The sequence below is a fragment of the Pseudomonas sp. AD21 genome, assembly GCF_002878485.1.
Taxonomy (GTDB): domain Bacteria; phylum Pseudomonadota; class Gammaproteobacteria; order Pseudomonadales; family Pseudomonadaceae; genus Aquipseudomonas.
In genome coordinates this window covers 101,637-125,624 of sequence record NZ_NQYG01000001.1, presented here as the reverse complement: position 1 = coordinate 125,624, position 23,988 = coordinate 101,637, and the positions used below count along the sequence as shown (strand labels likewise).

Genomic DNA, 23,988 nt, shown 5'->3' with positions numbered 1-23,988 from the left:
ATTGCGCTTTTAACATGAAATTAACTGATTAATATAGCGGCCAATCCCAACACACTTCTCGCAAAACAAGGAATGCCCCATGAGCTCTCTGATCAACAAGGTTTTGTTCACCCGCGCCGGTTACGGCCTGACCATTCTGCGCATCGCGGTTGGCGTGATCTTCGCCGCTCACGGTTCGCAAAAGCTCTTCGGTCTGTTTGGCGGCTACGGCCTGGCGGGCACCGCGCAGTACATGGAAAGCCTGGGGCTGACACCGGGCTATGTCATGGCAATTCTGTCGGGTGGCACTGAGTTCTTCGCCGGTCTGGCGCTGATCATCGGTCTGCTGGTGCGTCCGGCGGCGCTGGGACTGACCTTCCTGTCGCTGGTGGCGATCTTCTCGGTGCACATCCATAACGGCCTGTTCCTGACCAACAACGGTTATGAGTTCGCGCTGGCATTGCTCGGTGGCAGCATCGCGGTGCTGATCGAAGGCGCCGGCAAGCTGTCGGTGGATCGTGCCATCTCCGGTTGAGTGCTCTGGATCAAGCAAAAGGCCCGCATTGTGCGGGCCTTTTTTGTTGTGGCTGATTCTTGACACTCATCGGTCACGTTCTCTAGGATGTTGCTCATGCGCCGATTTAAACAGCTACTTGCGGGGCGCCAGGTGACTCAGACAGTTGCCGTCAGAAGCCGGAACAGGGCTTCGAAATACCGCTAAAGCGCTGGTTCGGTGTTGCCTCTCACCTGCCATGCAGACTTTTGAGGCAGAGACACGACACGATGAATGCACTACGCCCTCCAGCACGTCCCGCGCCGATCACGGCACATATCACCCAGCGCAATCCAAAAATCCTGCTTGGCGGCAAACATCAGCCGACGCTGTTGCGTTATCTCGATGGCTGGCCACGCCGCAGCGGCGGTCCTGCCGCGTTCCTGATCCAGTTTGTCGAACACGGCGAGTCCCTGGCACGCTTTGCCAGCGACAGTTTCGATCTGGCAGTGATTCAGGCGCCGAGCGCCGAAGAGGCTCCGGAAATGATCAAGCAGCTGACCCGTGTTGCGCGTCAGGGGCTGATCACCCGTCGCTGAAACGCGTTACGGGTAATCGATCGCCACGATATAGACAAACTGCTCACCGGTTGGCGTCTGCACCCGAACCTCGGCGTCCAGCGCCTTGCCGATCAAGGCGCGGGCCAGCGGCGAGTCGATGCTGATCAAACCCAGCTTCAGATCCAGTTCATCCGGGCCGACGATGCGGTAGCGTGATTGCTTGCCGTCCTCGTCCTCGATGGTCACCCAGGCGCCGAAGTAGACCTTGTTCGGATCGCTGGGTTTTTCGCTGACGACCTTCAAGGCTTCGAGACGCTTGGTGAGAAAACGCACGCGGCTGTCTATTTCGCGCAGCATCTTCTTGCCGTAGGTGTACTCGGCGTTTTCCGAGCGATCGCCCTGAGCCGCGGCTTCGCTGACCGATTGCGTCACCTGCGGGCGACGCACATGCCACAGCTCATGGAATTCAGCGCGCATCCGCGCTTCACCTTCTGGGGTGATCAGCGCGGTGCCGGCGGTGCGGGGAGGGCGATAACGGCTCATGGCAACTTCTTGTGGTGACGAAGGCAGGAGTCTATCAACCCTCGCGCAAGACTGTCAGCGGACTCGCATTCAACGCCCGGCGTGTACCGAACACGCCCGCGCCGCCAATCAGCGCCGCGCCAATCAATGGCAGCACCAACAACCATGGATGCGGGTGCCACGGCAGATCGAACGCATAGCGATACAACACCAGACTCACCACTTCCGAACCAATGGCCGCGAGCAAACCGCTGACCGCGCCGAGCAAGCCGAACTCGATGCGCCGGGCCTTGACCAGCAACTGCCGTTCCGCACCCAACGCGCGCAACAGCGCGCCTTGGCGAATGCGTTCGTCCAGCGTTGCCTGCAAGCCGGAGAACAGCACTGCCATCCCCGCCGCCAACACGAACAACAACACATACTCCACCGCCAGGGTGACTTGGGCGAGGATGCTGCGCAGTTGTTCCAGCAGCGCTTCGACCTGAAGAATGGTCACGGCCGGAAATGCCCGCGACAACTCGACGATCTGCTGATCATGACCGGGCGCCAGGTAGAAACTGGTCAGGTAGGTCGCTGGCAGATCCTTCAGCGTGCCGGGCTGGAAGATCATGAAAAAGTTCGGCTGGAAATTGTCCCAGTTGATCTCGCGCAGGCTGGTGACCTTCGCTTCACGATTGACCCCGCCAACGCTGAACACCAGGTGATCGCCCAATTTGAGCTTGAGGCTCTCGGCGACTTTGCCTTCCACTGACACGCCCGGTACGTCATCCGAGGGTTGCTCGGTCCACCACGAACCGGCCGTGAGCTTGTTGCCCGCCGGCAGGTCGGCGGCCCAGGTCAGGCTCAAGTCACGCTGAACCGCGCGGTCGCCGGCCGAATCCTTGCTGACGATCTGCTGCACCGGTTCGCCATTGATGCTGATCAGCCGCCCCGGCACCACCGGATACAGCGGCGCCGCTTGTGCGGATACGTTGACCAAATGATCGGTGAAGGCCTGCTTGTCCGCCGGCAGGATGTTCAGGGCGAAATAGTTCGGGGCGTTTTTCGGCAGTTGGTTTTGCCAGGTGTCGAGCAGTTCGCCGCGCAGCAGGGCAATCAACGCCATCGACAGCAGGATCAGACCGAACGCCAGCGATTGCCCGGCGGCGGCCAGCGGGTGACGCAACAACTGGCCCAGACCCAGGCGCCACGGCAGCGATGCCCGGGCCAGCAGACGACGCAGGCTGTTCAGCAGCAACAGCAGCAGTCCGCCAAGAATCAGCGCTGCGACGACGCCGCCACCGAGCAGGGCGAAGGTCAGCAGCAGGTCGAGGCTCAGGCGCCACATGATCAGGCCGAGTGCGCCCAGCGCCGCGCCGTAGACCATCCAGGTGCTGGAGGGAATCGGCAGCATGTCACGACGCAGCACCCGCAGCGGTGGCACCCGGCCCAGCGCAGCAAGCGGCGGCAAGGCGAACCCGGCGAGCGCCACCAATCCGGTACCGATTCCGGCCATCGCCGGAAACAGCCCGCCCGGCGGTACATCTGCCGGCAGCAGATCATGCAGCAGGGCAAACAATCCCAATTGAGCCAGCCAGCCGAGCAGCGCACCACTGAGGGCGGCGCCCAAGCCCAGTACCGTCAGTTGAATACTGAACAACAGCATGGTTTCCCGACGCGACAAGCCGAGGCAGCGCAGCAGTGCACTGGCATCGAAGCGGCGACTGGCAAAGCGGTTGGCCGACAGTGCCACTGCCACACCGGCCAACAACACCGCGACCAGACTGGCCATGTTCAGGTAGCGCTCGGCCTTGCCCAGCGCACCACCGATCTGCCGATTGCCATCGCGGGCATCCTGAATGCGCTGATTGGCGGCCAGGCCGGGTTTGATCAGTTGTCGATAGGTTTCCAGTGCTTGCGGTTCGCCGCGCCACAGTTCGCGGTAGCTGACCCGGCTGCCGGGCTGCACCACGCCAGTGGCGGCGAGGTCATCGAGGTTGATCATCACCCGGGGCGTGAGGCTGTAGAAGTTGCCGGCGCGATCTGGCTCATAAGTCAGCACGCGGGTCAGCTTCAGGGTCTTCATGCCGACGTCGATACTGTCGCCGATCTTCAGGTCCAGTGCGGTCAGCAGGCGCGCTTCGACCCAGGCTTCGCCGGGTTGCGGTTCGCCGCCAGAGGTTTCAGTGGCAAACGGGGCGGAGGCACTTTTCAGTTCGCCGCGCAGCGGATACGCGCGGTCAACCGCTTTGATGCTCGATAACTGAATGCCGTTGTCGGTGGCAATGACGCTGGAAAACTCGACGATCTGCGCATGAGCCAGACGCAGCTCGGTGCCGCTCTTGATCTGTTCCGCCCGCGCCGGCGAGCTGCCTTCAAGCACCAGGTCGGCGCCGAGGAATTCGGTGGCGCGCAGCATCATGGCGCCGTTGAGGCGGGCGCCGAAATAGCCGATGGCGGTACTCGCCGCCACTGCGACGACCAGAGCGAAGAACAGCACACGCAACTCACCGGCGCGGGCATCGCGCAGCAATTGGCGGAGGGCGAGGCTGAACAGGCGCAACAGCGGCAGACGTGCCATCAAGGCTCCAGAGGGGCGACCAGCAGCCCGGCTTCAAGTCGGATCAGGCGCCGGCAGCGATGGGCCAGGCGTTCGTCGTGGGTCACCAGCACCAGCGTTGTGCCGCGCTCCATGTTCAGCTCGAACAGCAAATCGCTGATGCGCTCGCCGGTGTGGCTGTCGAGGTTGCCTGTGGGTTCGTCGGCGAACAGCACGTCCGGCTCGGCAGCGAAGGCCCGGGCAATTGCCACGCGCTGTTGCTCGCCGCCGGAGAGCTGGCGTGGCGAGTGCGTCAGGCGCTGGCCAAGACCGACCCGTTGCAACAGTTCGGTGGCGCGTTCGCGGGCGTCTTTGCGGCCGTCGAGTTCCAGCGGCAGCATGACGTTTTCCAGCGCGTTGAGGCTGTCGAGCAACTGGAACGACTGAAAGACGAAACCCACATGTTCGGCGCGGATGCGCGCACGCTGGTCCTCGTCGAGATTGCTCAGGCCTTGCCCGGCGAGGATGACTTCGCCGCTGCTCGGCAAGTCGAGGCCGGCGAGCAGGCCGAGCAGGGTGGATTTGCCGGAACCCGATGCGCCGACGATGGCCAGGCTGTCGCCCTTGTTCAGTTCCAGGCTGAGTTCGTGCAGGATGGTCAGTTCACCTTCCGCGCTGGGAACCACTTTGCTAAGGTTCTTCGCGGTGAGAATGCTTGCGCCCATGGAGAATCCGATGCGTGTGTGGTTTTTGAGTGCTGGCCTGGCCTTGATGTGCATGGCCCAGAACGCAGCGGCGGGTACTGTCCTGATCGTTGGCGATAGTATCAGCGCCGGTTTCGGACTGGATACCCGGTTGGGGTGGGTATCGCTGCTCGAGCAACGGCTCAAGCAGGAGGGTTTTGACGATAAAGTAGTCAATGCCTCGATCAGCGGCGACACCAGTGCCGGAGGCCAGGCGCGCCTGCCGGCGCTGCTTGCAGAGCATAAGCCGGAACTGGTGATCCTCGAATTGGGCGGCAATGATGGCTTGCGCGGAATGCCGCCAACGCAATTGCAACAAAACCTTGCGGCGATGATCGACAGCTCCCGCCAGAACGGCGCCAAGGTGCTGTTGCTCGGCATGCAACTGCCACCCAACTACGGCAAGCGTTACACCGATGCTTTTGCCGAGGTCTACGGCAAACTCGCCGATGAGAAAAAGATCCCGCTGGTACCGTTTTTCCTCGACGGCGTGGGCGGCCATCCCGATCTGATGCAGGCTGATGGTCTGCACCCGGCTGTCGGGGCTCAGGGCAAGTTGCTGGAAAATGTCTGGCCGACACTAAAACCGCTGTTATGAGGCTTTTCTAGCGACAGGCTTTCGGCTAATGTGGCGCCCCCTTATTTGGAGCCCCCGATGCCGCGTTCTGCCTGGTCCCTGTTTGCCTACCAACTGATCGAGCCTGACGAGCAGCTGGATCTGTTCGCCTGCCAGGAAGTGCGGGTGCATCTGGTGACCCGTCAGCTCGAACTCGGTGGCTCGGCAGACCGGACGTTGTGTGGCAGCCTGCTGCCGGCGCAACCGCGCTGGTCGAGTGTCGATCGCCGGGTGTTTCAGGATCAGCGCCTGTGTTCGTTGTGCCGGGCAATCCTTGAATCGCAGAAGCGTGGCACCTCGCCGATCTGGCCTGAGCTGCGTTTCGAGCTCTGACCTTGTGGGAGCAGGCTTGCTCGCGAATGCGGTGTTTCATTCAACGAATGCTTTGCCTGACACACCGCATTCGCGAGCAAGCCCGCTCCCACCCAAAGCACCTTGTCGCCTGCAGCAGGGTGGTCTCCCCGAATTCCCGAGGTGCGGTGTACAATCGCGCTCCTATACCCTTGTTGATCATGCGAAGGATTTTCCGGATGTTGCCGCGCTTTCCTGCCGTCACCCGCTGCCTGTCACTTGCCGCCCTGTGTGTGGCCGGTCCCGTTGCTGCATTGGAGTTTCCCCTGCCACCACCCGGTGAGGACATCATCGGCCAGGTGCAGGTGATCAAGGCCAAGTACGAAGATACCTTCGCTGACCTGGGCACCACCTACGATCTGGGCTATTCGGAAATGGTCGCGGCCAACCCGGGCGTCGATGCCTGGCTGCCGGGCGCCGGCACGGAAATCGTGCTGCCGACGCGGTTCATCCTGCCGCCGGGTCCGCGTGAAGGCATCGTGATCAACCTCGCCGAATACCGCCTCTACTACTACCCGAAAGGTCGGAACGTGGTGTACACCTTCCCGCTGGGTATCGGCCGTGAAGGCTGGGGGTCGCCGATTGCGCACACCTCGATCACTGCCAAGACACCGAACCCGACCTGGACCCCTCCAGCCTCGATCAAGGCCGAGCACGCCGCGGATGGTGATCCGCTGCCGAACGTGGTGCCGGCCGGTCCTGACAACCCGCTGGGCCCGTTCAAATTCACCTTGGGTACTCCGGGCTACCTGATCCACGGTTCGAACAAGAAGTTCGGCATCGGCATGCGCACCAGCCACGGTTGCTTCCGCATGTTCAACAACAACGTGCTGGAAATGGCCAGCATGGTGCCGGTCGGTACCTCGGTGCGCATCCTCAACGACGCGTACAAATTCGGCAGCAGTGGCGGCAAGGTCTATCTGGAAGCGCACACGCCGATCGACGACAAGGGCAACCCGTCGGTGGTCGACAAGCACACGGCGGTGATCAACGCGATGCTCAAGCGTGAAGACATCACCAATAACCTGCGCGTGAACTGGGATGTGGTGCGCGATGTAGTGGCGGCAGAGGATGGCTTGCCAACCGAAATCGGCACGCCGAATACCTCGGCACCGATTGTCTCGACTGCGCCGATCGATCTGCAACAGTAAGGTCGGATTCGGACCCGCCGACGCGTGCAGCGTCGGCGGGTTTTTTATTGCCTGGACAAAAGCTGCAGGCACAAAAAAGCCGACCCAGAAACTGGGTCGGCTTGATAACAATCCCGAGGGATTATTACTTGCGGCTAGCTTTGTCCAGCATACGCAGAGCACGCTCGTTAGCTTCGTCAGCAGTCTGTTGTGCTTTTTGAGCAGCAGCCAGAGCTTCATCAGCTTTACGGTATGCTTCGTCTGCACGAGCTTGAGCGCGAGCAGCTGCGTCTTCAGTAGCGGTCAGACGTGCTTCGGTTTCTTTCGATGCGCTGCTGCAACCGGTAGCCAGAACTGCGGCCAGAGCCAGAGCAGAGAATTTCAGAACGTTGTTCATCGTGTTCCCCTTCAAGGACTTTCAATTAAGTGGCTTTCTCCTCCGATTGAGGAAATAGCCGGCGTACATACTACCCATTACTTGTAGTAAGTAAACTGACGTAGCGCAAGAAGCAAAAAAAATTGTAGGCGTTGATTCTTTTTCGAGCAACTTTTAACTGGCCTGTTTAAAAAATATCCAGCTACAAGCCCCGGCTTGAGCCAGCTAATGAGAAAAAGTTCCCGTTGCCCTGTGTAGTTTTTCCGGTCTTGCACCAAGTCTGTCTAGATGAATTCGTCTACACTTTTGTTCCGATTTTGCATGACGCCTCACATATCTTTGTCCCTCTTGAGGTGACTTTAAACAAGACGCTGCGTCTTAAGTCTCGACATTCGGCAATGTTCAGGTGAGCGTTTCGGGAAGATCTTCCCCACGCCTGCCACTACGCCCATCGATGTCACCCGGTCAACGAGCATGATGACGAGCGCACCTTGAGCATTTTCGCCAATGGTGCCTACTATTTATCACGTGCTCGATTGCGCGAGATCGGTGTGGCTCTTCTCGGTGTCCATCAGGCACGGGGTGGCGTAGATGTTCCTTCGCCGGAAAAACATCGGTAAGGTAGGGGTCAGAATTCAAGACCCGCGAGGAGTAGTGATGAGCGAGGCGTTGTCCATCCACCATGACCAGGCTGGTCATCAGTTCGAGACCAATGTGGACGGTCATCGTGCCTACCTGACCTATATGGATCTGGGGAAACAGACCCTGGATATCTATCGCACCTTCGTGCCCAACGCCCTGCGTGGCCGGGGCATCGCGGCGGCGCTGACTGAAAGCGCGCTGCAATACGCCGAAGAAATGGGCTACACGGTGATTCCGTCGTGCTCCTACGTCGAGCGCTACATGGAGCGCCATCAGAAGCGCGCCGCGAAAATCTGATAAAACCCTACACACAAAAACGCCGGGCTGAGCCCGGCGTTTTTTTATGCCTGCGAAACGCTGATCAGCTGCGTTGACGCTTCGGCAGAACATCCTTGAGCTTGGCGTGCATGCTGCGCAGGGTGTTCTCGGTGGCGGCCCAGTCGATGCAGGCGTCGGTGATCGACACGCCGTATTGCAGGTCGGCGAGGTCTTTCGGAATCGCCTGGCAGCCCCAGTTCAGGTGACTCTCGACCATCAGGCCGATGATCGACTGGTTGCCTTCGAGGATCTGGTTGGCGACGTTTTCCATCACCAGCGGTTGCAGGGCCGGATCCTTGTTGGAGTTGGCGTGGCTGCAATCGACCATGATGTTCGGCTTGATCTTCGCCTTGTTCAGCGCCTGTTCGCACAGGGCGACGCTGACCGAATCGTAGTTCGGCTTGCCGTTGCCGCCACGCAGCACCACGTGACCGTAGGCATTGCCCTTGGTGGTGACGATCGACACGCCACCTTCCTGGTTGATACCCAGGAAGCGGTGCGGGCTGGAAACCGACTGCAGGGCGTTGATCGCCACGGTCAGGCCGCCGTCGGTGCCGTTCTTGAAGCCGACAGCCGAGGACAGACCGGAAGCCATTTCACGGTGGGTCTGGGATTCGGTGGTACGCGCGCCGATGGCCGACCAACTGATCAGGTCCTGCAGATACTGCGGGGAGATCGGGTCGAGGGCTTCGGTGGCGGTCGGCAGGCCTTTCTCGGCCAGGTCCAGCAGCAACTGGCGACCGATGTGCAGACCGTCCTGGATCTTGAACGAGTCGTCCAGGTACGGATCGTTGATCAGGCCTTTCCAGCCGACGGTGGTCCGTGGCTTCTCGAAATACACGCGCATGACCAGATACAGGGTATCGGAGACTTCCGCCGCCAATTCCTTGAGGCGGTCAGCGTATTCGTGGGCAGCCTTGATGTCGTGGATCGAGCACGGACCGATCACTACGAACAGACGGTGGTCGGTGCCATCAAGAATGTTGCGAATGACTTCGCGGCCCTTGGTGACGGTGCGCAGGGCAGTGTCGCTCAGAGGGATATCACGCTTGAGCTGATCAGGAGTGATCAGGGTCTCGTTAGAGGCGACGTTTAGGTCGTTGATCGGTAAATCAGCCATCGTTTACTCGTCAGGTCACGGGTGCCGGCCGCCAGCGATCCCCGCGCGGCGGAGCACAGCAGATTTAAGCGCGTCGGGGAGCCGAACCTTAGCGCGTCAGACGCGGCTCGACAATGGGCAAACGCCGCTTTAATCCAGCACTGGCTGGGCAAAAGCCTTGCGAACGCTGTCGTGAGAGAACTCGTCGGCGTGTTGTTCGACCCATTGCAGGGCCAGCGCCTGAATATCCTGCAGGTCGTCGTGGGCCTCGTTCATGCGGCAATAGCGTTCGATCTGGCACACCTGTTCGCCCATCCGGGCGCTGAACAGCGTCTGCTCATCGGTGAACGCGATCCCCAGCAGATAGCCCTTTTTGCGCCGCAGGCACCACGCCACATAGCCCGGGTAACAAATGTCGGTGTTGAGCGTCGGCATGCGCACTTGCAGGGCGGTGCCGTGGCGCCAGGCACGGTGATAATTGCAAGCGATCCCGCCGAGGCTGATAGTGTGCAGCTGTTGCCTGGAAATGCACTCGGGCTTGAGTAACGTTAATTCGACAGGCACTTCGTCCGGATGAGGAATGAAACGTCCCATGAGCACAGACTCCCTGTGTCGGCCATTTGACATTGTTTCCCCCAGTATAGTGGTCGAATCGCAGCTGACCGATTTCGACGCCGACCAGCGGCTGCTGGCGATGAGCGGCGTTTCGCTGGTGATTTTCACCAATGTCGGCTGCTCCAGTTGCCGGTTTGCCCGTGAGGTGCTGCCCGGGTTCGAGCTGGCGGTCGATCGCCTGTGCTGGATCGATGCCGGCGACAACGGCGGGTTGGTGGAGCGCTATCAGGTCTTTCATTTGCCGGCGCTGTTCGTGGTGCGCGACGGCGAGTTCTTTGGTGCATTGCACACGCGCCTGACAGCCGCTGCGCTGAATACGGCAGTGGCGCAGGCGCTGGGTCGAATTGCAGAGGAGTTGCCATAGATGGTGAGAGCAGACAACAAACCGGTGATCGGGATTATCGGCACCGGTGCAATTGGCGGGTTCTACGGATTGATGCTGGCGCGGGCCGGTTTCGATGTGCACTTTTTACTGCGCAGCGAATTCGTTGCGGTGGCCGAGCGCGGTTTACAGGTGGACAGTGCGGTCCACGGCACCCTGACGCTGAACCCGGTGCAAGCCTACGCAAAGGCTGACGACATGCCGGCCTGCGACTGGTTGCTGGTGGGCGCCAAGACCACCAGCAGCGCCGGGCTGGCACCGGCGATCATTGCTGCGGCCAAACCCGGCGCGAAAGTGCTGGTGCTGCAAAACGGTCTGGACGTCGAAGACAGCTTGCGGGAGTTGCTGCCCGACTTCCTGCATCTGCTCGGCGGTCTGTGCCTGATCTGTGTGCACCGCGAAGGCCCGGGGCACATTACTCATCAGGCGTTGGGGGCGGTGAACGTCGGCTACCACAGCGGCCCGGCGGCGGATGACGCGGTGCGCATGGCGATCGTCGATGAGGGCGCCGGGCTGTTCCGTGCCGCCGGCATCGATTCACAGGCAATGCCCAATCTGCATCAGGCGCGCTGGCAGAAACTGGTCTGGAATATTCCCTACAACGGCCTCTCGGTGTTGCTCGGTGCCAGCACCACGCCGCTGATGGCCGACGCCGACAGTCGCGCACTGATCCAGGCCTTGATGGCCGAAGTGGTGCAGGGCGCCAGGGCCTGTGGCTACGACATGCCGCCGGGTTACGCCGAGTACCTGTTCATGATGACCGAGAAAATGCCCGACTATTGGCCGAGCATGTACCACGATTTCCTGCACAAGCGGCCGCTGGAGCTGGAGGCGATTTATGCCCGGCCATTGGCGGCGGCCAAAGCGGCAGGGTGTGAACTGCCGCGTATCGAAGCGCTGTATCGAACGTTGAGTTTCATCGACCGACGCAACACCTGAGTCGGTTTTTTGGGGGAGTGGGGAAAGGCATGGCCAAGAACATCGATGACAAGCTGGTGCTGGCGATTTCGTCTCGCGCCTTGTTCGACCTGAGCGAGAGTCACAAGATCTATCTGTCGAGCGGCGTCGAAGCCTACCGGCAATATCAGATCGAACACGAAGACGAGATTCTGGCTCCCGGCGATGCCTTTCCCCTGGTGGAAAAACTCCTGAGCCTCAACAGTCGCCTCGACCGCGCCCGGGTCGAGGTGATTCTGGTCTCGCGTAACAGTGCCGACACCGGCCTGCGCGCTTTCAACTCGATTCATCACTATGGGCTGGACATCTCCCGGGCGGCATTCGTCGGCGGGCGCAGTCCGTATCCGTACCTCAAGGCCTTTGGCTGTGATCTGTTTCTGTCCACGCACGCCGAAGATGTGCGCGCCGCACTGGACGCCGGATTCGCTGCGGCGACGATCTTGTCCGGTGGTGCCAGTCGTGCCGCCAGCGATGAGCTGCGTATCGCCTTCGACGGCGACGCGGTGTTGTTCTCCGATGAGTCCGAGCGCATTTATCAGTCTGGCGGGCTGGAGGCGTTTCAGGCCAAGGAGCGTGAGGCGGCGCGCGAGCCATTGCACGGCGGGCCGTTCAAAGGCTTTCTGGCGGCGCTCAATGCGCTGCAGCGCGAGTTCCCCGAGGACGATTGCCCGATCCGCACGGCGCTGGTGACCGCACGTTCGGCGCCAGCCCATGAGCGGGTGATCCGCACCTTGCGCGAGTGGGACATTCGTCTCGACGAGTCGTTGTTCCTCGGCGGGCTGACCAAATCGGCGTTCCTTGAAGCCTTCGCTGCCGATGTGTTTTTCGACGATCAGGCCGGTCACTGCGAGCTCGCCCGCGAAGTGGTCGCCACCGGCCACGTGCCGCACGGCATCAGCAACGAACCGTCGATCTAAAGCCCCAGTGCTTCAAGACGTTGGGTCGCACGTCGTACTCGCCAAGGCACTGCTAAGCTGAATCAAATCTCCGCCATGTTGGCACGCGAGGAGGTCATATGATTCGTTCGATGCTGTATGCCACTGACCTCGGTCTGTACGCACCGTTAGTGATGCAGCATGCCCTGGCGTTGGCGCGAACATTCAATGCCGACTTGTATGTGGTGCATGCGGTGGAGCCCATGGGACTGTTTGCCGAGTCGGTGTTGCAAAGCTATCTCGACGAACAGGCATTGAACGAATTCCACAGTCAGGGTCTGAAAACTGTCATCGCCAGTATCGAGCAGCGGGTCCTGGACAGTTTTCGCGAAGAGCTGGGGGAGGAGGGCGAGCAGGATCTGCAGCGGATTCGCGCGGTTCGGGTACTGCAGGGCGATCCGGCGCAGGTGATTCTCGACCAGGTGCAGAAACTCTCGGTGGATTTGCTGATCGTCGGCACGCATAGCCACGGTGTGGGGGCGGAAACCCCTTTGGGGCGCACGGCCACGCGAGTCCTGCAATTAGCCAAGGTACCGGTCTATCTGGTGCCGTTGGTGGAGCGTCGGCGCCTGGGGGATCGCTGAAGCGGGAATAATGGCGTTTTGATAAAAAAGTTCTAGATTTATTAATCAAACCATTAATATAGTTATATACCGTCGCTGATGCCCGTGGCGTCTACCTGCTTTGAGGGATACATATGAAGCTTCAACAATTGCGCTACATCTGGGAAGTGGCGCACCACGACCTCAACGTTTCCGCTACAGCCCAAAGCCTTTACACCTCGCAACCGGGCATCAGTAAACAGATCCGCCTGCTGGAAGATGAACTTGGCGTTGAAGTGTTCGCCCGCAGCGGCAAGCACCTGACCCGCGTCACTCCGGCCGGCGAGCGCATCATCACCACTGCTGGCGAGATCCTGCGCAAAGTCGAAAGCATCAAACAGATTGCCCAGGAGTTCTCCAACGAGAAGAAAGGCACCCTGTCGATCGCCACCACCCACACCCAGGCGCGTTATGCACTGCCGCCGGTGATCAGCAACTTCATCAAGCAATATCCGGACGTGGCGCTGCACATGCACCAGGGTTCGCCGATGCAGATCGCCGAAATGGCCGCTGACGGCACCGTCGATTTCGCCATCGCCACCGAAGCGCTGGAGCTGTTCGGTGATCTGGTGATGATGCCGTGCTACCGCTGGAACCGCTGCGTGGTGGTGCCGCAGGGCCACCCGCTGACCAAGCTGCCGAAGCTGACCCTGGAAGCGCTGGCCGAATACCCGATCGTGACTTACGTGTTCGGTTTCACCGGCCGTTCGAAACTCGACGAAGCCTTCAGCCATCGTGGCCTGACGCCGAAAGTGGTGTTCACCGCTGCCGACGCCGACGTGATCAAAACCTACGTGCGCCTCGGTCTGGGCGTGGGCATCGTCGCCAAGATGGCGGTCGACACCAAACTCGACAACGACCTGGTGGTGCTGGATGCCAGCGAGCTGTTCGAGTCGAGCATCACCAAGATCGGTTTCCGTCGCGGCACCTTCCTGCGTGGCTTCATGTGCGACTTCATCGAGAAGTTCGCACCGCACCTGACCCGCGAAGTGATGGCCAAAGCCATCCAGTGCCACAACAAGCAAGAGCTGGAAGAGCTGTTCGACGGCGTCGAACTGCCGGTCCACTAAGACCCTGCCTCAGAGCACCTCGGTGACAGCGAACTGTTGCCGGGTGCCCGCCACCAGAATCTCCACCTCATCACCTTCGAGCTTGCCCAGCAGGCTTTTGCCCAGCGGCGAGCGCGGGGTGATGACGGTGATCGGCTGACCCACCACATCGACTTTCAGGCCTGCTGCATCCGGCGCCAGGAACAGCCATTGCTCGCGACCCTTTTCGTCTTCCAGACCGAGCAGGGCGCCGATCTCGATACCGCGATTTTCATCGTAGGCGCGCAGCGTCAGGTTCTGGCACAGCGCCAGTGACTGACGGATTTCCTCGACCCGTTTCGCCTGACCCGCCGCCAGATAAGACGCCTCAAGCCCGAGCGTGTCGTACTTGTTCTCGGCGATGTTCTCTTCGTGGGTCGCGGTTTCGTAAGCGGTCTGCGCGGCGCGCTCGGCGATGTCGAGATCGACACGCAGTTTGTCGAGGATCAATTGGTGGACGGTGTGCTTGTTCATGATCAATCGCAGAATTGCAAAACGTTGGCGCGGCTCTTCTCGCTTGGCGCGGTCTGATCCTGTTGCAGCCAGAACTGGCACTTGGGGTTCGACTGATTGCGCGTGCTGCTGCGCGCCTGATCCAACCGTGCCTGCTGCTCGTTCTTGCGCAGGTTCTCTTCGTACTGCTCGAACAGCGGGCTCTGTGGTGGAATGTCCGGTTGTACCTGGACCGCCGCCGGCGGCTTGGCCAGTTGCTGCACAGCCTGGGCGACAGGCGCCAGTTGTGCGGTGAACACAAGGCGCGAGAGCAGCCAGCAGGTCAGCGCGATGGCCAGAAAGCCCAGCCACATGCCCAGGGCAATGCTACCGGTCAGGCGCAGCGCGCTAAGCTGAACAGGCAACGGACGACGCGGGTTGGGGCGATAGGGCATGGCTGCCTCCTGGCGGATGATTGCGGGCAAGTGGCGATTGTCGCACGAAGATTAATCGCCGTCGGCTCTTCTGCACGACGTCATTTATGCGGACAATCAGCGCTTTTGCCAACGGGAGTCTTGCATGCCGGTATTGAAAACCCGCTGGGATATTTTTTGTACCGTGGTCGACAACTATGGCGACATCGGCGTGACCTGGCGTCTGGCCCGGCAACTGGTGGCCGAGCATTCACTGACGGTGCGCCTGTGGGTCGATGACCTGCGCGCCTTCGAGCGCATCTGCCCTGAGATCGATATCAACCTTGCGCAGCAATCGCAGCAGGGTGTCGAGGTGCGGCACTGGCCGAGCGACTGGGCGCAGACGGAAGCCGCGGACGTGGTGATCGCCGCGTTTGCCTGTCAGTTGCCTCCGGCGTACATGGACGCCATGGCCGAGCGCCAACAGCCGCCGCTGTGGATGAACCTCGATTACCTCAGCGCCGAAGACTGGGTCAGCGGTTGTCACGGCTTGCCCTCGGTGAAATACCAATCGGTGCAGAAGTTCTTCTTCTTTCCTGGGTTTCAACCGGGGACGGGGGGCTTGCTGCGTGAAAGCGGTTTGCTGGAGAGGCGTCGGCAATTTCAACGGGATGCCGTTGCGCAGCGTCAGTTTCTGGAAAGTCTGGGCATCGAACGCGCTCCGGGCGCACAGCTGATTTCACTGTTTGCCTACGAGAACGCCGGTCTCGCCAGTTGGCTGGATGTGCTGGCCGCCGATGACAAACCAACCCATCTGTTGGTGCCGGAAGGGCGGATTCTTGGCGATGTCGCGCGCTGGCTTGGGGTCGATTCGCTGGCGGTCGGCGACCTGAACGTACGTCAGGCGCTGACGGTGCAGGTGCTGCCGTTCGTCCGTCAGGATCAATACGATCAATTGCTCTGGTGCTGCGATTTCAATGCGGTGCGTGGAGAGGACTCGTTCGTGCGGGCGCAGTGGGCCGGGCGGCCGATGCTTTGGCACATCTATCAGCAGGACGAAGACATCCATCTGGATAAGCTCGACGCTTTCCTTGCGCTGTATACGAAAGGTCTTTCGTCGGCAGCTGCCGAGGCGATGAACGGTCTGTGGCGAGCCTGGAGTGCCGGGCAACCGATCAGCGAGCACTGGCTAGAGGCCCGTAAACACTGGTCGGAACTGCAGAAAAACGCCGAGCAATGGTGTCTGGAACAAGGCTTGCAGGCGGATCTTGCCACGGCGCTGGTACAGTTTTACCTAAATTGGATATGATACGCGGCCTAGATTTTTGTAAATCCCATCCAAATTCGGATATTCGCAATGAAAACTGGTAAAGAACTGAAACCCGGTACCGTGATCCGTCTCGAAAACGATCCTTGGCTGGTTCAGAAAGCTGAATTCACCAAATCGGGCCGTAACAGCGCGATCATGAAGACCAAGCTGAAAAACCTGCTGACCGGTTACAAGACCGAGATCGTTTACAGCGCTGACGACAAACTGGACGACGTAATCCTCGACCGCAAAGAAGCGACCCTGTCCTTCATCAGCGGCGACACCTACACGTTCATGGACACCACTGACTACACCATGTACGAGCTGAACGCTGAAGACATCGAAGCCGTTCTGCCTTTCGTTGAAGAAGGCATGACCGATGTTTGCGAAGCGATCTTCTTCGAAGAGCGTCTGGTTTCCGTAGAGCTGCCGACCACCATCGTGCGCGTAGTTGACTACACCGAAGGTTCGGCTCGCGGCGACACTTCCGGCAAAGTCATGAAGCCAGCCAAGCTGAGCAACGGTACTGAGCTGCAGGTTGCTGACTTCATCGAAATCGGTGACAAGATCGAGATCGACACCCGCGAAGGCGGTTCCTACAAAGGCCGTGCCAAATAAGCACTGCTTTTCGCGGAAAGAAAAAGCCCGACCATTGAGTCGGGCTTTTTTGTGCCTGCGATTTCATATTCACCGCTGAACCCTGTGGGAGCGAGCTTGCTCGCGAATGCGGTGGGCCATCCAGTGAAGTGTTAACTGTCAGGACGCCTTCGCGAGCAAGCCCGCTCCCACAGTGGTTTGGCGTTGATCTCAAACGGTGGTGTGCAAGCGCACATCAACGTTGCCACGGGTCGCGTTGGAGTACGGGCAAACCTGGTGCGCCGCGTCGACCAGACTCTGTGCATCTGCCTGTTCCAGCCCCGGCAGGCTGATGTACAGGTCGATGTCCAGACCGAAACCGCCAGGGATCTGGCCGATGCCGACGTGCGCGGTGATCGAGGCGTCGTCGGGGATCTTGCGTTTGGTCTGGCTGGCGACGAATTTCAGCGCGCCGATGAAGCAGGCCGAGTAACCGGCAGCGAACAGTTGCTCAGGGTTGGTCGCTGCACCACCGGCACCGCCAAGTTCTTTCGGGGTGGCGAGTTTGACGTCGAGGATGTTGTCGCTGGAGATCGCACGACCGTCACGGCCGCCAGTGGAGGTTGCGATTGCGGTGTAGAGAGTTTGCATGGTAAGGGCCTCGTCGGGTGTTTATTTTGCGCTAATTGTTTGCGCGCTAAGTAAGTACGAGATGACTGTAGCTCGCTAATGTTTAGTGCGCAATATAATTTTTTGAGAAAGCTGAATCTCAGTCCTGTAAAGGCACTGTCGATCAGCTTGAAAGTGAAGATTTAGAGCGGATGGTGGGGGCCGGGGGCTGAAGAATATTTTTCCTGGTGAATCGATCCTTTGTAGGAGTGAGCCTGCTCGCGATAGCGGTGGGACAGGCAATACGCAAGCCGACTGAACCACCGCTATCGCGAGCAGGCTCACTCCTGCAAGGGGCAGCGTTGTTATCCGGGCAGGCTGTCTTGCAAATGACTGCGCAGGGCTTGCAGCTCCGATTGCAGATTCTGCAGGCGCTCGACGGTAAAACCGCTGGCGCCAAGGATGCATTGCGGAACGCTCTTGGCCTGGTCACGCAGGGCGCGGCCCTGTGCGGTCAGTTCGACGATCACCACCCGCTCATCCTCGCGACTGCGGGTGCGGCTGAGCAAACCTTCACCCTCCAGGCGCTTGAGCAACGGTGTCAGCGATCCCGGATCGGTCAGCAACCGGGTGCTGATTTCGCCCACGGTCAAACCGTCCTTTTCCCACAGCACCATCATCGCCAGATACTGCGGATAGGTCAGGCCCAGCGCTTGCAACAGCGGTTTGTAGACCTTGGTCATCATCAGTGAAGTGGAATGCAGGGCGAAGCAGGCCTGGTTGTCCAGCCGCAGGTGATCGCAGTTGTCGGTGGTGTCGCGTTCGGTGGTCATGGCAAAGCCTTGTTCGATGATGGGCTTGAATCTAGCGCCCGAATGTTTAATGCGCCAGATAATTATCCTGAATCTAGTGCCGGCCCAGCTCGCGTTGCAGCGCCAGATCCCATGGTGGCACCGGGCTGAAACGGGTCTTGAGGTATTCCAGGAGCAAGCGACTGCGCGAGTTTGTCTGCTGTTCCATGCGCAGCGCATAGATGCCGGTGGTCTCCGGTTGTGGCAGGCCGTTCTCGCAGAACAGCGGCAACAGCTCGCCGCGCAGCAGGTATTCACTGGCCAGCCAGGTCGGCAAATGCGCGATGCCCAGCCCAGCCAATGCGCCGCATACCAGCGCCTCGGCATTGTTGGCGCTCATGCGGATACGCGAGGGGCGATGCAGTTGCATCTGCCCGTCCCGTTCGAAGCGCCAGGCGAAGGGCGGGGCAAGGCCTTCCCAATCCAGTCCGTCATGGTCATTCAACTGTCCGGGATGGTTTGGCGTGCCACGGCGTTTAAGGTATTCGGGGCTGGCGCAGGCGATGCGCACCATGCTTGCCAGCGGGGTGGCGACCAGCCGCGTATCGGCCATTTGCCCGGCACGTAATACCAGATCAACCTTGCCCAGGTTCGAACCCTGCATGTCGATGAAACTGTCGATCAGGTGCAACTGCACGTCGAGCCCCGGATACAGCACCAGAAAATCGGCAATCACCGGTGCCAGATGCCGCCGACCGAAAGCAGCCGGGGCGTCGACGCGGATCAAGCCTTCCGGCGCACTGCTCAGCGACACCGCTTCAGCGCGGGCCAGTTGCAGCTCGGCAACGATGCGCCGCGCGCGTTCGGCAAAGGCCAGACCGGCCGGCGTGGCGCGCACGGCGTGGGTGCTGCGGACGAACAACTGGCTGCCGACCGCGCTTTCCAGGCTGTCGATGCGTCGTGCCACGGCGGAGGGTGTCAGCGGATGACGGCGCGAAGCCGCAGAAAAGCTGCCGCTTTCCAAGACATCGAGAAACAGCCCGAGCTGGTCGGTCAATTGATCGGGATTCATGAATGTTCAGTGCTTGTGCGAAGTTGGCATAGCCATTGTGCGTTGCTATGCGTTTCCCCGCCAGCCTCGACTGCGTAGGATGAATCGCCTGACGGATGAGGAAATTGCTGTGATCGAGTTTTTGTTGTACCTGCTGTTTGGCGCCGCCCTTGGCACATTGGGCGGCATATTCGGCATCGGCGGTGGCTTGATCGCGATCCCGCTGCTGGGCGTGTGGTTCGGCCTTGATCAGCAGATCGCCCAAGGCACGGCGCTGGTGATGGTCGTGCCGAACGTGATGCTGGCGCTGTGGCGCTATCACCAGCGCAATCGCATCGAGCTGCGTCATGCATTGCCGTTGGCGCTCATGGGCTTCTGCTTCGCCTGGATCGGTTCGATCTGGGCGGTGGGCATCGATGCGCAAACCATGCGCATCGGGTTTGTCGCTTTTCTCGTGGTGCTCTCGGCGTACAACCTGCTGAAGATGTTCGGCAAGCAACCCGCTGCGACTTCCGAGATGCGTTATTCCTGGCCTTGGCTCGGCGTGCTCGGCGCGGCGTCCGGGACCATGGGCGGTCTGTTTGGTGTCGGCGGGGCGGTGGTGGCGACGCCAGTGCTGACCAGCCTGTTCGGCACCACCCAAGTAGTCGCCCAGGGCCTGTCGCTTGCCTTGGCGTTGCCGAGCACCGGCGTGACGCTGGTGACGTACGCGGTGCATCACGAGGTGGACTGGATGATCGGCCTGCCGCTGGCCATCGGCGGTCTGGCGAGCATCAGTTGGGGCGTGAAAGTTGCCCACGCCATGCCGGAAAGGCTGCTGCGCGGGCTGTTCTGCGGTTTTCTGGTGCTGTGCGCGGTAATGCTCGCCCTTAAAGTTTGAAGCCTTCGACGATGTGCTCGGCCAGGCATTCGGTGATCGGCGACGGATTGTTCAGGTTGCGGATCAGCATGATGCTGGCCTCGGGCAGCAGCGGCAGGTCTTCGTTGGCGCCGAGAATGCGCATGTCCGGGGTGATCAGGCTTTCCAGTTGCGCGGTGATCGCCAGCCCCGCGCTCACCACCGCCATCAGTGCCGACAGGCTGGTGCTGTTGTAGGCGATGCGGTAGTCGCGGCCCATCGCGTCCAGCGCATTGCAGGCCCACAGGCGGCAGAAACAATCACTGTTGAACATCGCCAGCGGCAGCGGCGTCTGCTCGTGGGCGCTGAAGTTTTGCGCTTCGGCCCAGACGAAACGCTCCTTGCGCAGCAACTGGCCTATCTCGTTGCCCGGTTCGCGGGTGACGATCGACAAGTCCAGGTCGGTGCGTTGCAACAACTGCTTGCTGGATTCGCAATGCACTTCGATCTGGATCAGCGGATAGAACTGGGCGAACCGCGACAGAATCCCCGGCAGAAACCGCATCACGTAATCATCCGGCGTACCGATGCGCACGGTACCGACCATGTGCGGCTCGCGCAGGGTGTTGAATACCTCGCTGTGCAACTTGAGGATGCGCCGCGCGTAACCCAGTAGCACCTGGCCCTCGGCGGTCAGGCGTACCTGACGGCCGTCGCGCTCGAACAACTGGCGCTGCAGCACGTCTTCTTCCAGACGCTTCATCTGCATGCTCACCGCCGATTGCGTGCGGTTGACCATTTCGCCGGCGCGGGTAAACCCGCCCTGATCGGCAATCGCAACGAAGGTGCGCAGGACATCGGTATCGATACTGGGGTAGGCCGACAATTGATGAATCTCCGTGATGAATGCCATCAGAAACATTCGTTGGATTGATCTTAGCGCCAGCGCGAGACTTGAGCCATCCACAAGGAGGGCAACACGATGAAAGGTCAAAGAGAGTATGTAGACGACACAAAATTTTCCGGCCACGGCCATATCGTTTCCGACCTGCTGCACAAGTTTAGCCGCTGGTATGAATTGCACCGTGAACGCGAGTTGCTCGCCAGTCTGAGCGATGAAGCGCTGAAGGACATCGGGGTCAGCCGGGCCGACGTCGAACATGAGGCCATCCGGCCGTTCTGGGACGATCCGATGCATAAATGATCAGGGCCTTACTACACAAACCACTTTCAAGTGAGGTAGGTTGCGAGCAGACAAGGAGATGTTCATGCCCGCGACTCTGGCCTTTTCCCTCAAACAGGCGCGACGCCTGGCGCTGGCTGCCCAAGGGTTCAACGGGCGCCAGCCGCCAACCGTCAAGGCGCCGCAGCTCAACCGGCTGATCGAACGGCTGGGCCTGCTGCAGATCGACTCCGTCAACGCCGTGGTGCGCTCGCACTACCTGCCGCTGTTTTCCCGTCTGGGTTTCTATTCCGCTGATTTGCTCGACCAGGCCGCCTGGAGTTCGGGGCGACGTCGCACGTTGTTCGAATACTGGGGCCATGAAGCGTCGTTGCTGCCGCTGTCGATGTATCCGTTGCTGGGTTGGCGGATGCAGCGCGCCAGACGTGGCGAGGACATCTACCAGCAATTGGCTAAATTCGGGCGCGAGCAACAGGAGACGGTTCGTCGGGTTCTGGCCTCGGTCGAGGAGCAGGGTGCATTGGGCGCCGGCAGTCTGTCGACCCGCGAAGACAAGGCCGGACCATGGTGGGACTGGAGCGCGGAGAAGCATGCGCTGGAGTGGTTGTTTGCTGCCGGTGAAGTGACCGTGGCCGGGCGTCGCGGCTTTGAGCGTTTGTATGATTTGCCGGAGCGGGTCATCCCTGCGCCGATTCTGCAGCAGCCGCTGCCGGATGAAGCAGAGGCCCAGCGCGGTTTGCTGCTGCACGCAGCCCAGGCATTGGGCGTGGGGGTGGAGAAGGATCTGCGGGATTATTTTCGCTTGAATCCGGCTGATGCCCGACCGCGTCTGGCGGAACTGGTCGAGGACGGGCAGTTGCAGACTTGCGAAGTCGCTGGCTGGCGGCAGATCGCCTACTGCCTGCCGGAGCCGAAAGTGCCGCGCAAGGTCGCCGCCAGTGCGTTGCTGTCGCCGTTCGATTCGTTGATCTGGGAGCGCAGTCGCACCGAGCGGTTGTTCGATTTCCGCTATCGACTGGAGATCTACACGCCACAGGACAAACGGGTCTACGGCTATTACGTGCTGCCGTTTTTGCACAACGAGCGGATTGCCGCGCGGGTCGATCTGCGCGCCGAGCGGGCGTCGGGACGTCTGGCGGTGCATGCGGTCCACGAGGAACAGCCGGGACTGGAGGATGAGGGAATGCTGGCGCTGGCGCTGAATTTGCGGCGTATGGCCGATTGGCTGGGGCTTGCGCGGGTGCAGCTCAATTGTCAGCGCGAGAGTGCGGGGCGGTTGCGGGTGGCATTGGCGAAAATTGAGGTCGTCTGAGCGGACGCCTTCGCGAGCAGGCTCGCTCCCACATGGGTTTGTATACGACACAGATCCAGTGTGGGAGCGAGCCTGCTCGTGAAAGAAGCGACGCGGTCTAGCGGCGAACCTGCTTCAGCGTCTCGGCAATCAAAAACGCCAGTTCCAGCGACTGATCGGCATTCATCCGCGGATCGCAGTGGGTGTGATAACGGTCCGACAATCCGTCTTCAGTGATCGGCCGCGCACCGCCGATGCACTCGGTGACATTCTGCCCGGTCATCTCGATGTGAATCCCGCCGGCATAGGTGCCTTCGGCTTCGTGCACCTGGAAGAACTGCTTCACTTCGCCAAGAATCTGCGCGAAGTCGCGGGTTTTGTAGCCGCTGCTGGCCTTGATGGTGTTGCCGTGCATCGGGTCGGAACTCCACAGCACCTGCTTGCCTTCACGCTGCACTGCGCGGATCAGCGCCGGCAGGTGATCGCCGACCTTGTTTGCGCCCATCCGCGCGATCAGGTTCAAACGGCCCGGATCGTTGTCCGGGTTGAGCACGTCGATCAGGCGGATCAGGTCGTCCGGGTTCATGCTTGGGCCGACCTTGACGCCAATCGGGTTGTTCACCCCACGCAGGAATTCGACGTGGGCGCCGTCGAGCTGACGGGTGCGGTCGCCGATCCACAGCATGTGCGCCGAGCAATCGTAGTAATCGTTGGTCAGGCTGTCGCGGCGCACGAAGGCTTCTTCGTAGTTCAGCAGCAGCGCTTCGTGGGCGGTGAAGAAACTGGTTTCGCGCAGTTGCGGCGAGCTGTCCATGCCGCAGGCGCGCATGAACGCCAGGGTTTCATCGATGCGGTCGGCCAGGTGGCTGTATTTCTCGGCCAGCGCTGAGTTGGCGATGAAATCCAGGTTCCACTTGTGCACCTGATGCAGGTCGGCAAAACCGCCCTGGGCGAAGGCGCGCAACAGGTTCAGGGTGGCGGTGGACTGGTGATACGACTGCAGCAGACGCTCAGGATCCGGCACGCGGCTTTTTTCGTCGAAACCGATGCCGTTGACGATGTCGCCACGGTAGGCCGGCAGGGTCACGCCGTCGATGGTTTCGTCGTTGGCCGAGCGCGGTTTGGCGAACTGGCCGGCCATGCGCCCGACCTTGACCACCGGGCAGCCGGCGGCGAAGGTCATGACGATCGCCATCTGCAGCAACACTTTGAACGTGTCGCGAATCTTCGCTGCGGAGAACTCGGCGAAGCTTTCCGCGCAATCGCCGCCCTGTAGCAGGAATGCCCGGCCCTGAGTCACTTCGGCAAACTGTCGACGCAGCTCGCGCGCTTCGCCGGCAAACACCAGCGGCGGGTAGCTGGCCAGGGTCTGCTCGACCTGGCGCAGATGCGCAGCGTCGGGGTATTGGGGTTGCTGCTGGATCGGCAGGGCGCGCCAGCTGTCAGGGCTCCACGGTTGGCTCATCACGGTCTCTAATTGGTTCTACGCACGGGAAGCCCATGGTAGCAGCAATTAGTGCGTGACCTGCTCCCGCCCCATCGCCGACAATCGCCGCTTTGCCACGGCGC

The 23,988-nt window shown here is 60.7% G+C and carries 29 protein-coding genes; 16 read left to right on the top strand and 13 right to left on the bottom strand.

The features are described from left to right. Positions 1 to 79: 79 nt before the first annotated feature. The gene (locus PseAD21_RS00600; RefSeq protein WP_102354046.1) at positions 80 to 514 is read left to right on the top strand and encodes a DoxX family protein; all 435 of its coding nucleotides are present in this window, start codon (positions 80 to 82) and stop codon (positions 512 to 514) included. 248 nt (positions 515 to 762) lie between these two features. Beyond that, positions 763 to 1,071: a hypothetical protein gene (locus PseAD21_RS00595; protein WP_102354045.1), complete on the top strand. Its 309-nt coding sequence runs from the start codon at positions 763 to 765 to the stop codon at positions 1,069 to 1,071. A 6-nt stretch (positions 1,072 to 1,077) separates the two neighbouring features. Here PseAD21_RS00595 and greB read toward each other — a convergent pair whose 3' ends face one another. The 3 genes from greB to PseAD21_RS00580 are packed head-to-tail and all read right to left on the bottom strand — an operon-like array spanning position 1,078 to position 4,797. Beyond that, positions 1,078 to 1,575, bottom strand: coding sequence for a transcription elongation factor GreB (gene greB / locus PseAD21_RS00590; protein WP_003226818.1), 498 nt, complete (start codon positions 1,573 to 1,575; stop codon positions 1,078 to 1,080). A gap of 34 nt (positions 1,576 to 1,609) precedes the next feature. Next, complete coding sequence (locus PseAD21_RS00585; RefSeq protein ID WP_102354044.1) at positions 1,610 to 4,114, bottom strand: ABC transporter permease; 2,505 nt, start codon at positions 4,112 to 4,114, stop codon at positions 1,610 to 1,612. After that, the gene (locus PseAD21_RS00580) at positions 4,114 to 4,797 is read right to left on the bottom strand and encodes an ABC transporter ATP-binding protein (RefSeq protein WP_102354043.1); all 684 of its coding nucleotides are present in this window, start codon (positions 4,795 to 4,797) and stop codon (positions 4,114 to 4,116) included. Before PseAD21_RS00580 ends, PseAD21_RS00585 begins: the two co-directional genes overlap by 1 nt. Positions 4,798 to 4,807: 10 nt before the next feature. Between PseAD21_RS00580 and PseAD21_RS00575 the strand changes: the two genes are divergently transcribed. The 3 genes from PseAD21_RS00575 (at position 4,808) to PseAD21_RS00565 (ending at position 6,933) form a co-directional block, all read left to right on the top strand. Beyond that, a complete protein-coding gene (locus PseAD21_RS00575; protein ID WP_102354042.1) occupies positions 4,808 to 5,413 on the top strand; it encodes an arylesterase in 606 nt (201 codons plus the stop codon). A gap of 57 nt (positions 5,414 to 5,470) precedes the next feature. Continuing rightward, entirely contained in the window at positions 5,471 to 5,764 is a 294-nt protein-coding gene (locus tag PseAD21_RS00570; protein WP_007955656.1) for a hypothetical protein, read from the top strand. Positions 5,765 to 5,961: 197 nt separating this feature from the next. Next, the gene (locus tag PseAD21_RS00565; RefSeq protein WP_102354041.1) at positions 5,962 to 6,933 is read left to right on the top strand and encodes a L,D-transpeptidase family protein; all 972 of its coding nucleotides are present in this window, start codon (positions 5,962 to 5,964) and stop codon (positions 6,931 to 6,933) included. 124 nt (positions 6,934 to 7,057) lie between these two features. On the opposite strand, the gene oprI is transcribed toward PseAD21_RS00565, so the two are convergent. Beyond that, complete coding sequence (oprI, locus tag PseAD21_RS00560) at positions 7,058 to 7,309, bottom strand: outer membrane lipoprotei OprI (protein WP_025113130.1); 252 nt, start codon at positions 7,307 to 7,309, stop codon at positions 7,058 to 7,060. Between the two features lie 636 nt (positions 7,310 to 7,945). On the opposite strand from oprI, the gene PseAD21_RS00555 reads away from it, so the two are divergent. Then, on the top strand, positions 7,946 to 8,227 hold the full coding sequence (locus tag PseAD21_RS00555) for a GNAT family N-acetyltransferase (protein ID WP_025113131.1): 282 nt from the start codon (positions 7,946 to 7,948) through the stop codon (positions 8,225 to 8,227). Between the two features lie 64 nt (positions 8,228 to 8,291). On the opposite strand, the gene PseAD21_RS00550 is transcribed toward PseAD21_RS00555, so the two are convergent. Further along, positions 8,292 to 9,368, bottom strand: coding sequence for a 3-deoxy-7-phosphoheptulonate synthase (locus tag PseAD21_RS00550; protein WP_102354040.1), 1,077 nt, complete (start codon positions 9,366 to 9,368; stop codon positions 8,292 to 8,294). Between the two features lie 129 nt (positions 9,369 to 9,497). Further along, on the bottom strand, positions 9,498 to 9,941 hold the full coding sequence (locus tag PseAD21_RS00545) for a PilZ domain-containing protein (protein ID WP_102354039.1): 444 nt from the start codon (positions 9,939 to 9,941) through the stop codon (positions 9,498 to 9,500). On the opposite strand from PseAD21_RS00545, the gene PseAD21_RS00540 reads away from it, so the two are divergent. From PseAD21_RS00540 to cysB, 5 genes are all read left to right on the top strand, one after another. Beyond that, positions 9,940 to 10,326, top strand: a complete 387-nt coding sequence (locus tag PseAD21_RS00540; RefSeq protein WP_102354038.1) for a co-chaperone YbbN — start codon at positions 9,940 to 9,942, stop codon at positions 10,324 to 10,326. The two genes, PseAD21_RS00545 and PseAD21_RS00540, sit on opposite strands and share 2 nt — an antisense overlap. Next, positions 10,327 to 11,283 carry a putative 2-dehydropantoate 2-reductase gene (locus PseAD21_RS00535; RefSeq protein ID WP_102354037.1) on the top strand — a complete coding sequence of 319 codons (957 nt, stop codon included), beginning with the start codon at positions 10,327 to 10,329 and terminating at the stop codon, positions 11,281 to 11,283. 29 nt (positions 11,284 to 11,312) lie between these two features. Next, entirely contained in the window at positions 11,313 to 12,218 is a 906-nt protein-coding gene (locus PseAD21_RS00530) for a 5'-nucleotidase (protein WP_102354036.1), read from the top strand. Between the two features lie 98 nt (positions 12,219 to 12,316). Continuing rightward, entirely contained in the window at positions 12,317 to 12,820 is a 504-nt protein-coding gene (locus PseAD21_RS00525) for a universal stress protein (RefSeq protein WP_102354035.1), read from the top strand. 113 nt (positions 12,821 to 12,933) lie between these two features. Continuing rightward, positions 12,934 to 13,908 carry an HTH-type transcriptional regulator CysB gene (gene cysB / locus PseAD21_RS00520; protein ID WP_007908591.1) on the top strand — a complete coding sequence of 325 codons (975 nt, stop codon included), beginning with the start codon at positions 12,934 to 12,936 and terminating at the stop codon, positions 13,906 to 13,908. A gap of 9 nt (positions 13,909 to 13,917) precedes the next feature. On the opposite strand, the gene PseAD21_RS00515 is transcribed toward cysB, so the two are convergent. Continuing rightward, entirely contained in the window at positions 13,918 to 14,400 is a 483-nt protein-coding gene (locus PseAD21_RS00515; RefSeq protein ID WP_027613452.1) for a GreA/GreB family elongation factor, read from the bottom strand. 2 nt (positions 14,401 to 14,402) lie between these two features. Continuing rightward, positions 14,403 to 14,813, bottom strand: a complete 411-nt coding sequence (locus tag PseAD21_RS00510) for a hypothetical protein (protein WP_102354034.1) — start codon at positions 14,811 to 14,813, stop codon at positions 14,403 to 14,405. 124 nt (positions 14,814 to 14,937) lie between these two features. Between PseAD21_RS00510 and earP the strand changes: the two genes are divergently transcribed. Then, positions 14,938 to 16,080 (top strand): elongation factor P maturation arginine rhamnosyltransferase EarP, encoded by a 1,143-nt coding sequence (gene earP / locus PseAD21_RS00505; RefSeq protein ID WP_102354033.1) that lies wholly within the window; start codon positions 14,938 to 14,940, stop codon positions 16,078 to 16,080. A gap of 48 nt (positions 16,081 to 16,128) precedes the next feature. Beyond that, complete coding sequence (locus tag PseAD21_RS00500) at positions 16,129 to 16,698, top strand: elongation factor P (protein WP_028619992.1); 570 nt, start codon at positions 16,129 to 16,131, stop codon at positions 16,696 to 16,698. 189 nt (positions 16,699 to 16,887) lie between these two features. Here PseAD21_RS00500 and PseAD21_RS00495 read toward each other — a convergent pair whose 3' ends face one another. From PseAD21_RS00495 to PseAD21_RS00480, 3 genes are all read right to left on the bottom strand, one after another. Continuing rightward, complete coding sequence (locus tag PseAD21_RS00495) at positions 16,888 to 17,307, bottom strand: organic hydroperoxide resistance protein (protein WP_102354032.1); 420 nt, start codon at positions 17,305 to 17,307, stop codon at positions 16,888 to 16,890. A 323-nt stretch (positions 17,308 to 17,630) separates the two neighbouring features. Beyond that, a complete protein-coding gene (locus PseAD21_RS00485; RefSeq protein ID WP_102354030.1) occupies positions 17,631 to 18,098 on the bottom strand; it encodes a MarR family winged helix-turn-helix transcriptional regulator in 468 nt (155 codons plus the stop codon). A 73-nt stretch (positions 18,099 to 18,171) separates the two neighbouring features. Further along, positions 18,172 to 19,128, bottom strand: coding sequence for a LysR family transcriptional regulator (locus tag PseAD21_RS00480; RefSeq protein ID WP_102354029.1), 957 nt, complete (start codon positions 19,126 to 19,128; stop codon positions 18,172 to 18,174). 109 nt (positions 19,129 to 19,237) lie between these two features. Between PseAD21_RS00480 and PseAD21_RS00475 the strand changes: the two genes are divergently transcribed. Continuing rightward, a complete protein-coding gene (locus PseAD21_RS00475; RefSeq protein ID WP_102354137.1) occupies positions 19,238 to 19,987 on the top strand; it encodes a sulfite exporter TauE/SafE family protein in 750 nt (249 codons plus the stop codon). On the opposite strand, the gene PseAD21_RS00470 is transcribed toward PseAD21_RS00475, so the two are convergent. Continuing rightward, complete coding sequence (locus PseAD21_RS00470) at positions 19,977 to 20,831, bottom strand: LysR substrate-binding domain-containing protein (protein ID WP_047295460.1); 855 nt, start codon at positions 20,829 to 20,831, stop codon at positions 19,977 to 19,979. The genes PseAD21_RS00475 and PseAD21_RS00470 overlap by 11 nt on opposite strands. A gap of 96 nt (positions 20,832 to 20,927) precedes the next feature. On the opposite strand from PseAD21_RS00470, the gene PseAD21_RS00465 reads away from it, so the two are divergent. After that, positions 20,928 to 21,149 (top strand): DUF1127 domain-containing protein, encoded by a 222-nt coding sequence (locus tag PseAD21_RS00465; RefSeq protein ID WP_007964812.1) that lies wholly within the window; start codon positions 20,928 to 20,930, stop codon positions 21,147 to 21,149. 64 nt (positions 21,150 to 21,213) lie between these two features. After that, entirely contained in the window at positions 21,214 to 22,440 is a 1,227-nt protein-coding gene (locus PseAD21_RS00460; protein WP_102354028.1) for a winged helix-turn-helix domain-containing protein, read from the top strand. A gap of 97 nt (positions 22,441 to 22,537) precedes the next feature. Here the strand turns inward: PseAD21_RS00460 and PseAD21_RS00455 are convergent, their stop codons facing one another. Further along, entirely contained in the window at positions 22,538 to 23,884 is a 1,347-nt protein-coding gene (locus tag PseAD21_RS00455) for a class II 3-deoxy-7-phosphoheptulonate synthase (protein ID WP_007964815.1), read from the bottom strand. Between the last annotated feature and the right edge of the window lie 104 nt (positions 23,885 to 23,988).

Excerpts from the sequence above, each read along its gene's own strand:
- PseAD21_RS00525 (WP_102354035.1), top strand. The coding sequence starts at position 12,317 with ATGATTCGTTCGATGCTGTATGCCACTGACCTCGGTCTGTACGCACCG.
- earP (WP_102354033.1), top strand. The coding sequence starts at position 14,938 with ATGCCGGTATTGAAAACCCGCTGGGATATTTTTTGTACCGTGGTCGAC.
- PseAD21_RS00535 (WP_102354037.1), top strand. The coding sequence starts at position 10,327 with ATGGTGAGAGCAGACAACAAACCGGTGATCGGGATTATCGGCACCGGT.
- PseAD21_RS00495 (WP_102354032.1), bottom strand. The coding sequence starts at position 17,307 with ATGCAAACTCTCTACACCGCAATCGCAACCTCCACTGGCGGCCGTGAC.
- PseAD21_RS00600 (WP_102354046.1), top strand. The coding sequence starts at position 80 with ATGAGCTCTCTGATCAACAAGGTTTTGTTCACCCGCGCCGGTTACGGC.
- PseAD21_RS00595 (WP_102354045.1), top strand. The coding sequence starts at position 763 with ATGAATGCACTACGCCCTCCAGCACGTCCCGCGCCGATCACGGCACAT.
- PseAD21_RS00510 (WP_102354034.1), bottom strand. The coding sequence starts at position 14,813 with ATGCCCTATCGCCCCAACCCGCGTCGTCCGTTGCCTGTTCAGCTTAGC.
- PseAD21_RS00570 (WP_007955656.1), top strand. The coding sequence starts at position 5,471 with ATGCCGCGTTCTGCCTGGTCCCTGTTTGCCTACCAACTGATCGAGCCT.
- PseAD21_RS00545 (WP_102354039.1), bottom strand. The coding sequence starts at position 9,941 with ATGGGACGTTTCATTCCTCATCCGGACGAAGTGCCTGTCGAATTAACG.
- PseAD21_RS00555 (WP_025113131.1), top strand. The coding sequence starts at position 7,946 with ATGAGCGAGGCGTTGTCCATCCACCATGACCAGGCTGGTCATCAGTTC.
- oprI (WP_025113130.1), bottom strand. The coding sequence starts at position 7,309 with ATGAACAACGTTCTGAAATTCTCTGCTCTGGCTCTGGCCGCAGTTCTG.
- PseAD21_RS00580 (WP_102354043.1), bottom strand. The coding sequence starts at position 4,797 with ATGGGCGCAAGCATTCTCACCGCGAAGAACCTTAGCAAAGTGGTTCCC.
- PseAD21_RS00550 (WP_102354040.1), bottom strand. The coding sequence starts at position 9,368 with ATGGCTGATTTACCGATCAACGACCTAAACGTCGCCTCTAACGAGACC.
- PseAD21_RS00460 (WP_102354028.1), top strand. The coding sequence starts at position 21,214 with ATGCCCGCGACTCTGGCCTTTTCCCTCAAACAGGCGCGACGCCTGGCG.
- PseAD21_RS00500 (WP_028619992.1), top strand. The coding sequence starts at position 16,129 with ATGAAAACTGGTAAAGAACTGAAACCCGGTACCGTGATCCGTCTCGAA.
- PseAD21_RS00515 (WP_027613452.1), bottom strand. The coding sequence starts at position 14,400 with ATGAACAAGCACACCGTCCACCAATTGATCCTCGACAAACTGCGTGTC.
- PseAD21_RS00465 (WP_007964812.1), top strand. The coding sequence starts at position 20,928 with ATGAAAGGTCAAAGAGAGTATGTAGACGACACAAAATTTTCCGGCCAC.
- PseAD21_RS00575 (WP_102354042.1), top strand. The coding sequence starts at position 4,808 with ATGCGTGTGTGGTTTTTGAGTGCTGGCCTGGCCTTGATGTGCATGGCC.
- PseAD21_RS00455 (WP_007964815.1), bottom strand. The coding sequence starts at position 23,884 with ATGAGCCAACCGTGGAGCCCTGACAGCTGGCGCGCCCTGCCGATCCAG.
- PseAD21_RS00480 (WP_102354029.1), bottom strand. The coding sequence starts at position 19,128 with ATGAATCCCGATCAATTGACCGACCAGCTCGGGCTGTTTCTCGATGTC.
- PseAD21_RS00540 (WP_102354038.1), top strand. The coding sequence starts at position 9,940 with ATGAGCACAGACTCCCTGTGTCGGCCATTTGACATTGTTTCCCCCAGT.
- PseAD21_RS00565 (WP_102354041.1), top strand. The coding sequence starts at position 5,962 with ATGTTGCCGCGCTTTCCTGCCGTCACCCGCTGCCTGTCACTTGCCGCC.
- PseAD21_RS00530 (WP_102354036.1), top strand. The coding sequence starts at position 11,313 with ATGGCCAAGAACATCGATGACAAGCTGGTGCTGGCGATTTCGTCTCGC.
- PseAD21_RS00585 (WP_102354044.1), bottom strand. The coding sequence starts at position 4,114 with ATGGCACGTCTGCCGCTGTTGCGCCTGTTCAGCCTCGCCCTCCGCCAA.
- PseAD21_RS00485 (WP_102354030.1), bottom strand. The coding sequence starts at position 18,098 with ATGACCACCGAACGCGACACCACCGACAACTGCGATCACCTGCGGCTG.
- greB (WP_003226818.1), bottom strand. The coding sequence starts at position 1,575 with ATGAGCCGTTATCGCCCTCCCCGCACCGCCGGCACCGCGCTGATCACC.
- cysB (WP_007908591.1), top strand. The coding sequence starts at position 12,934 with ATGAAGCTTCAACAATTGCGCTACATCTGGGAAGTGGCGCACCACGAC.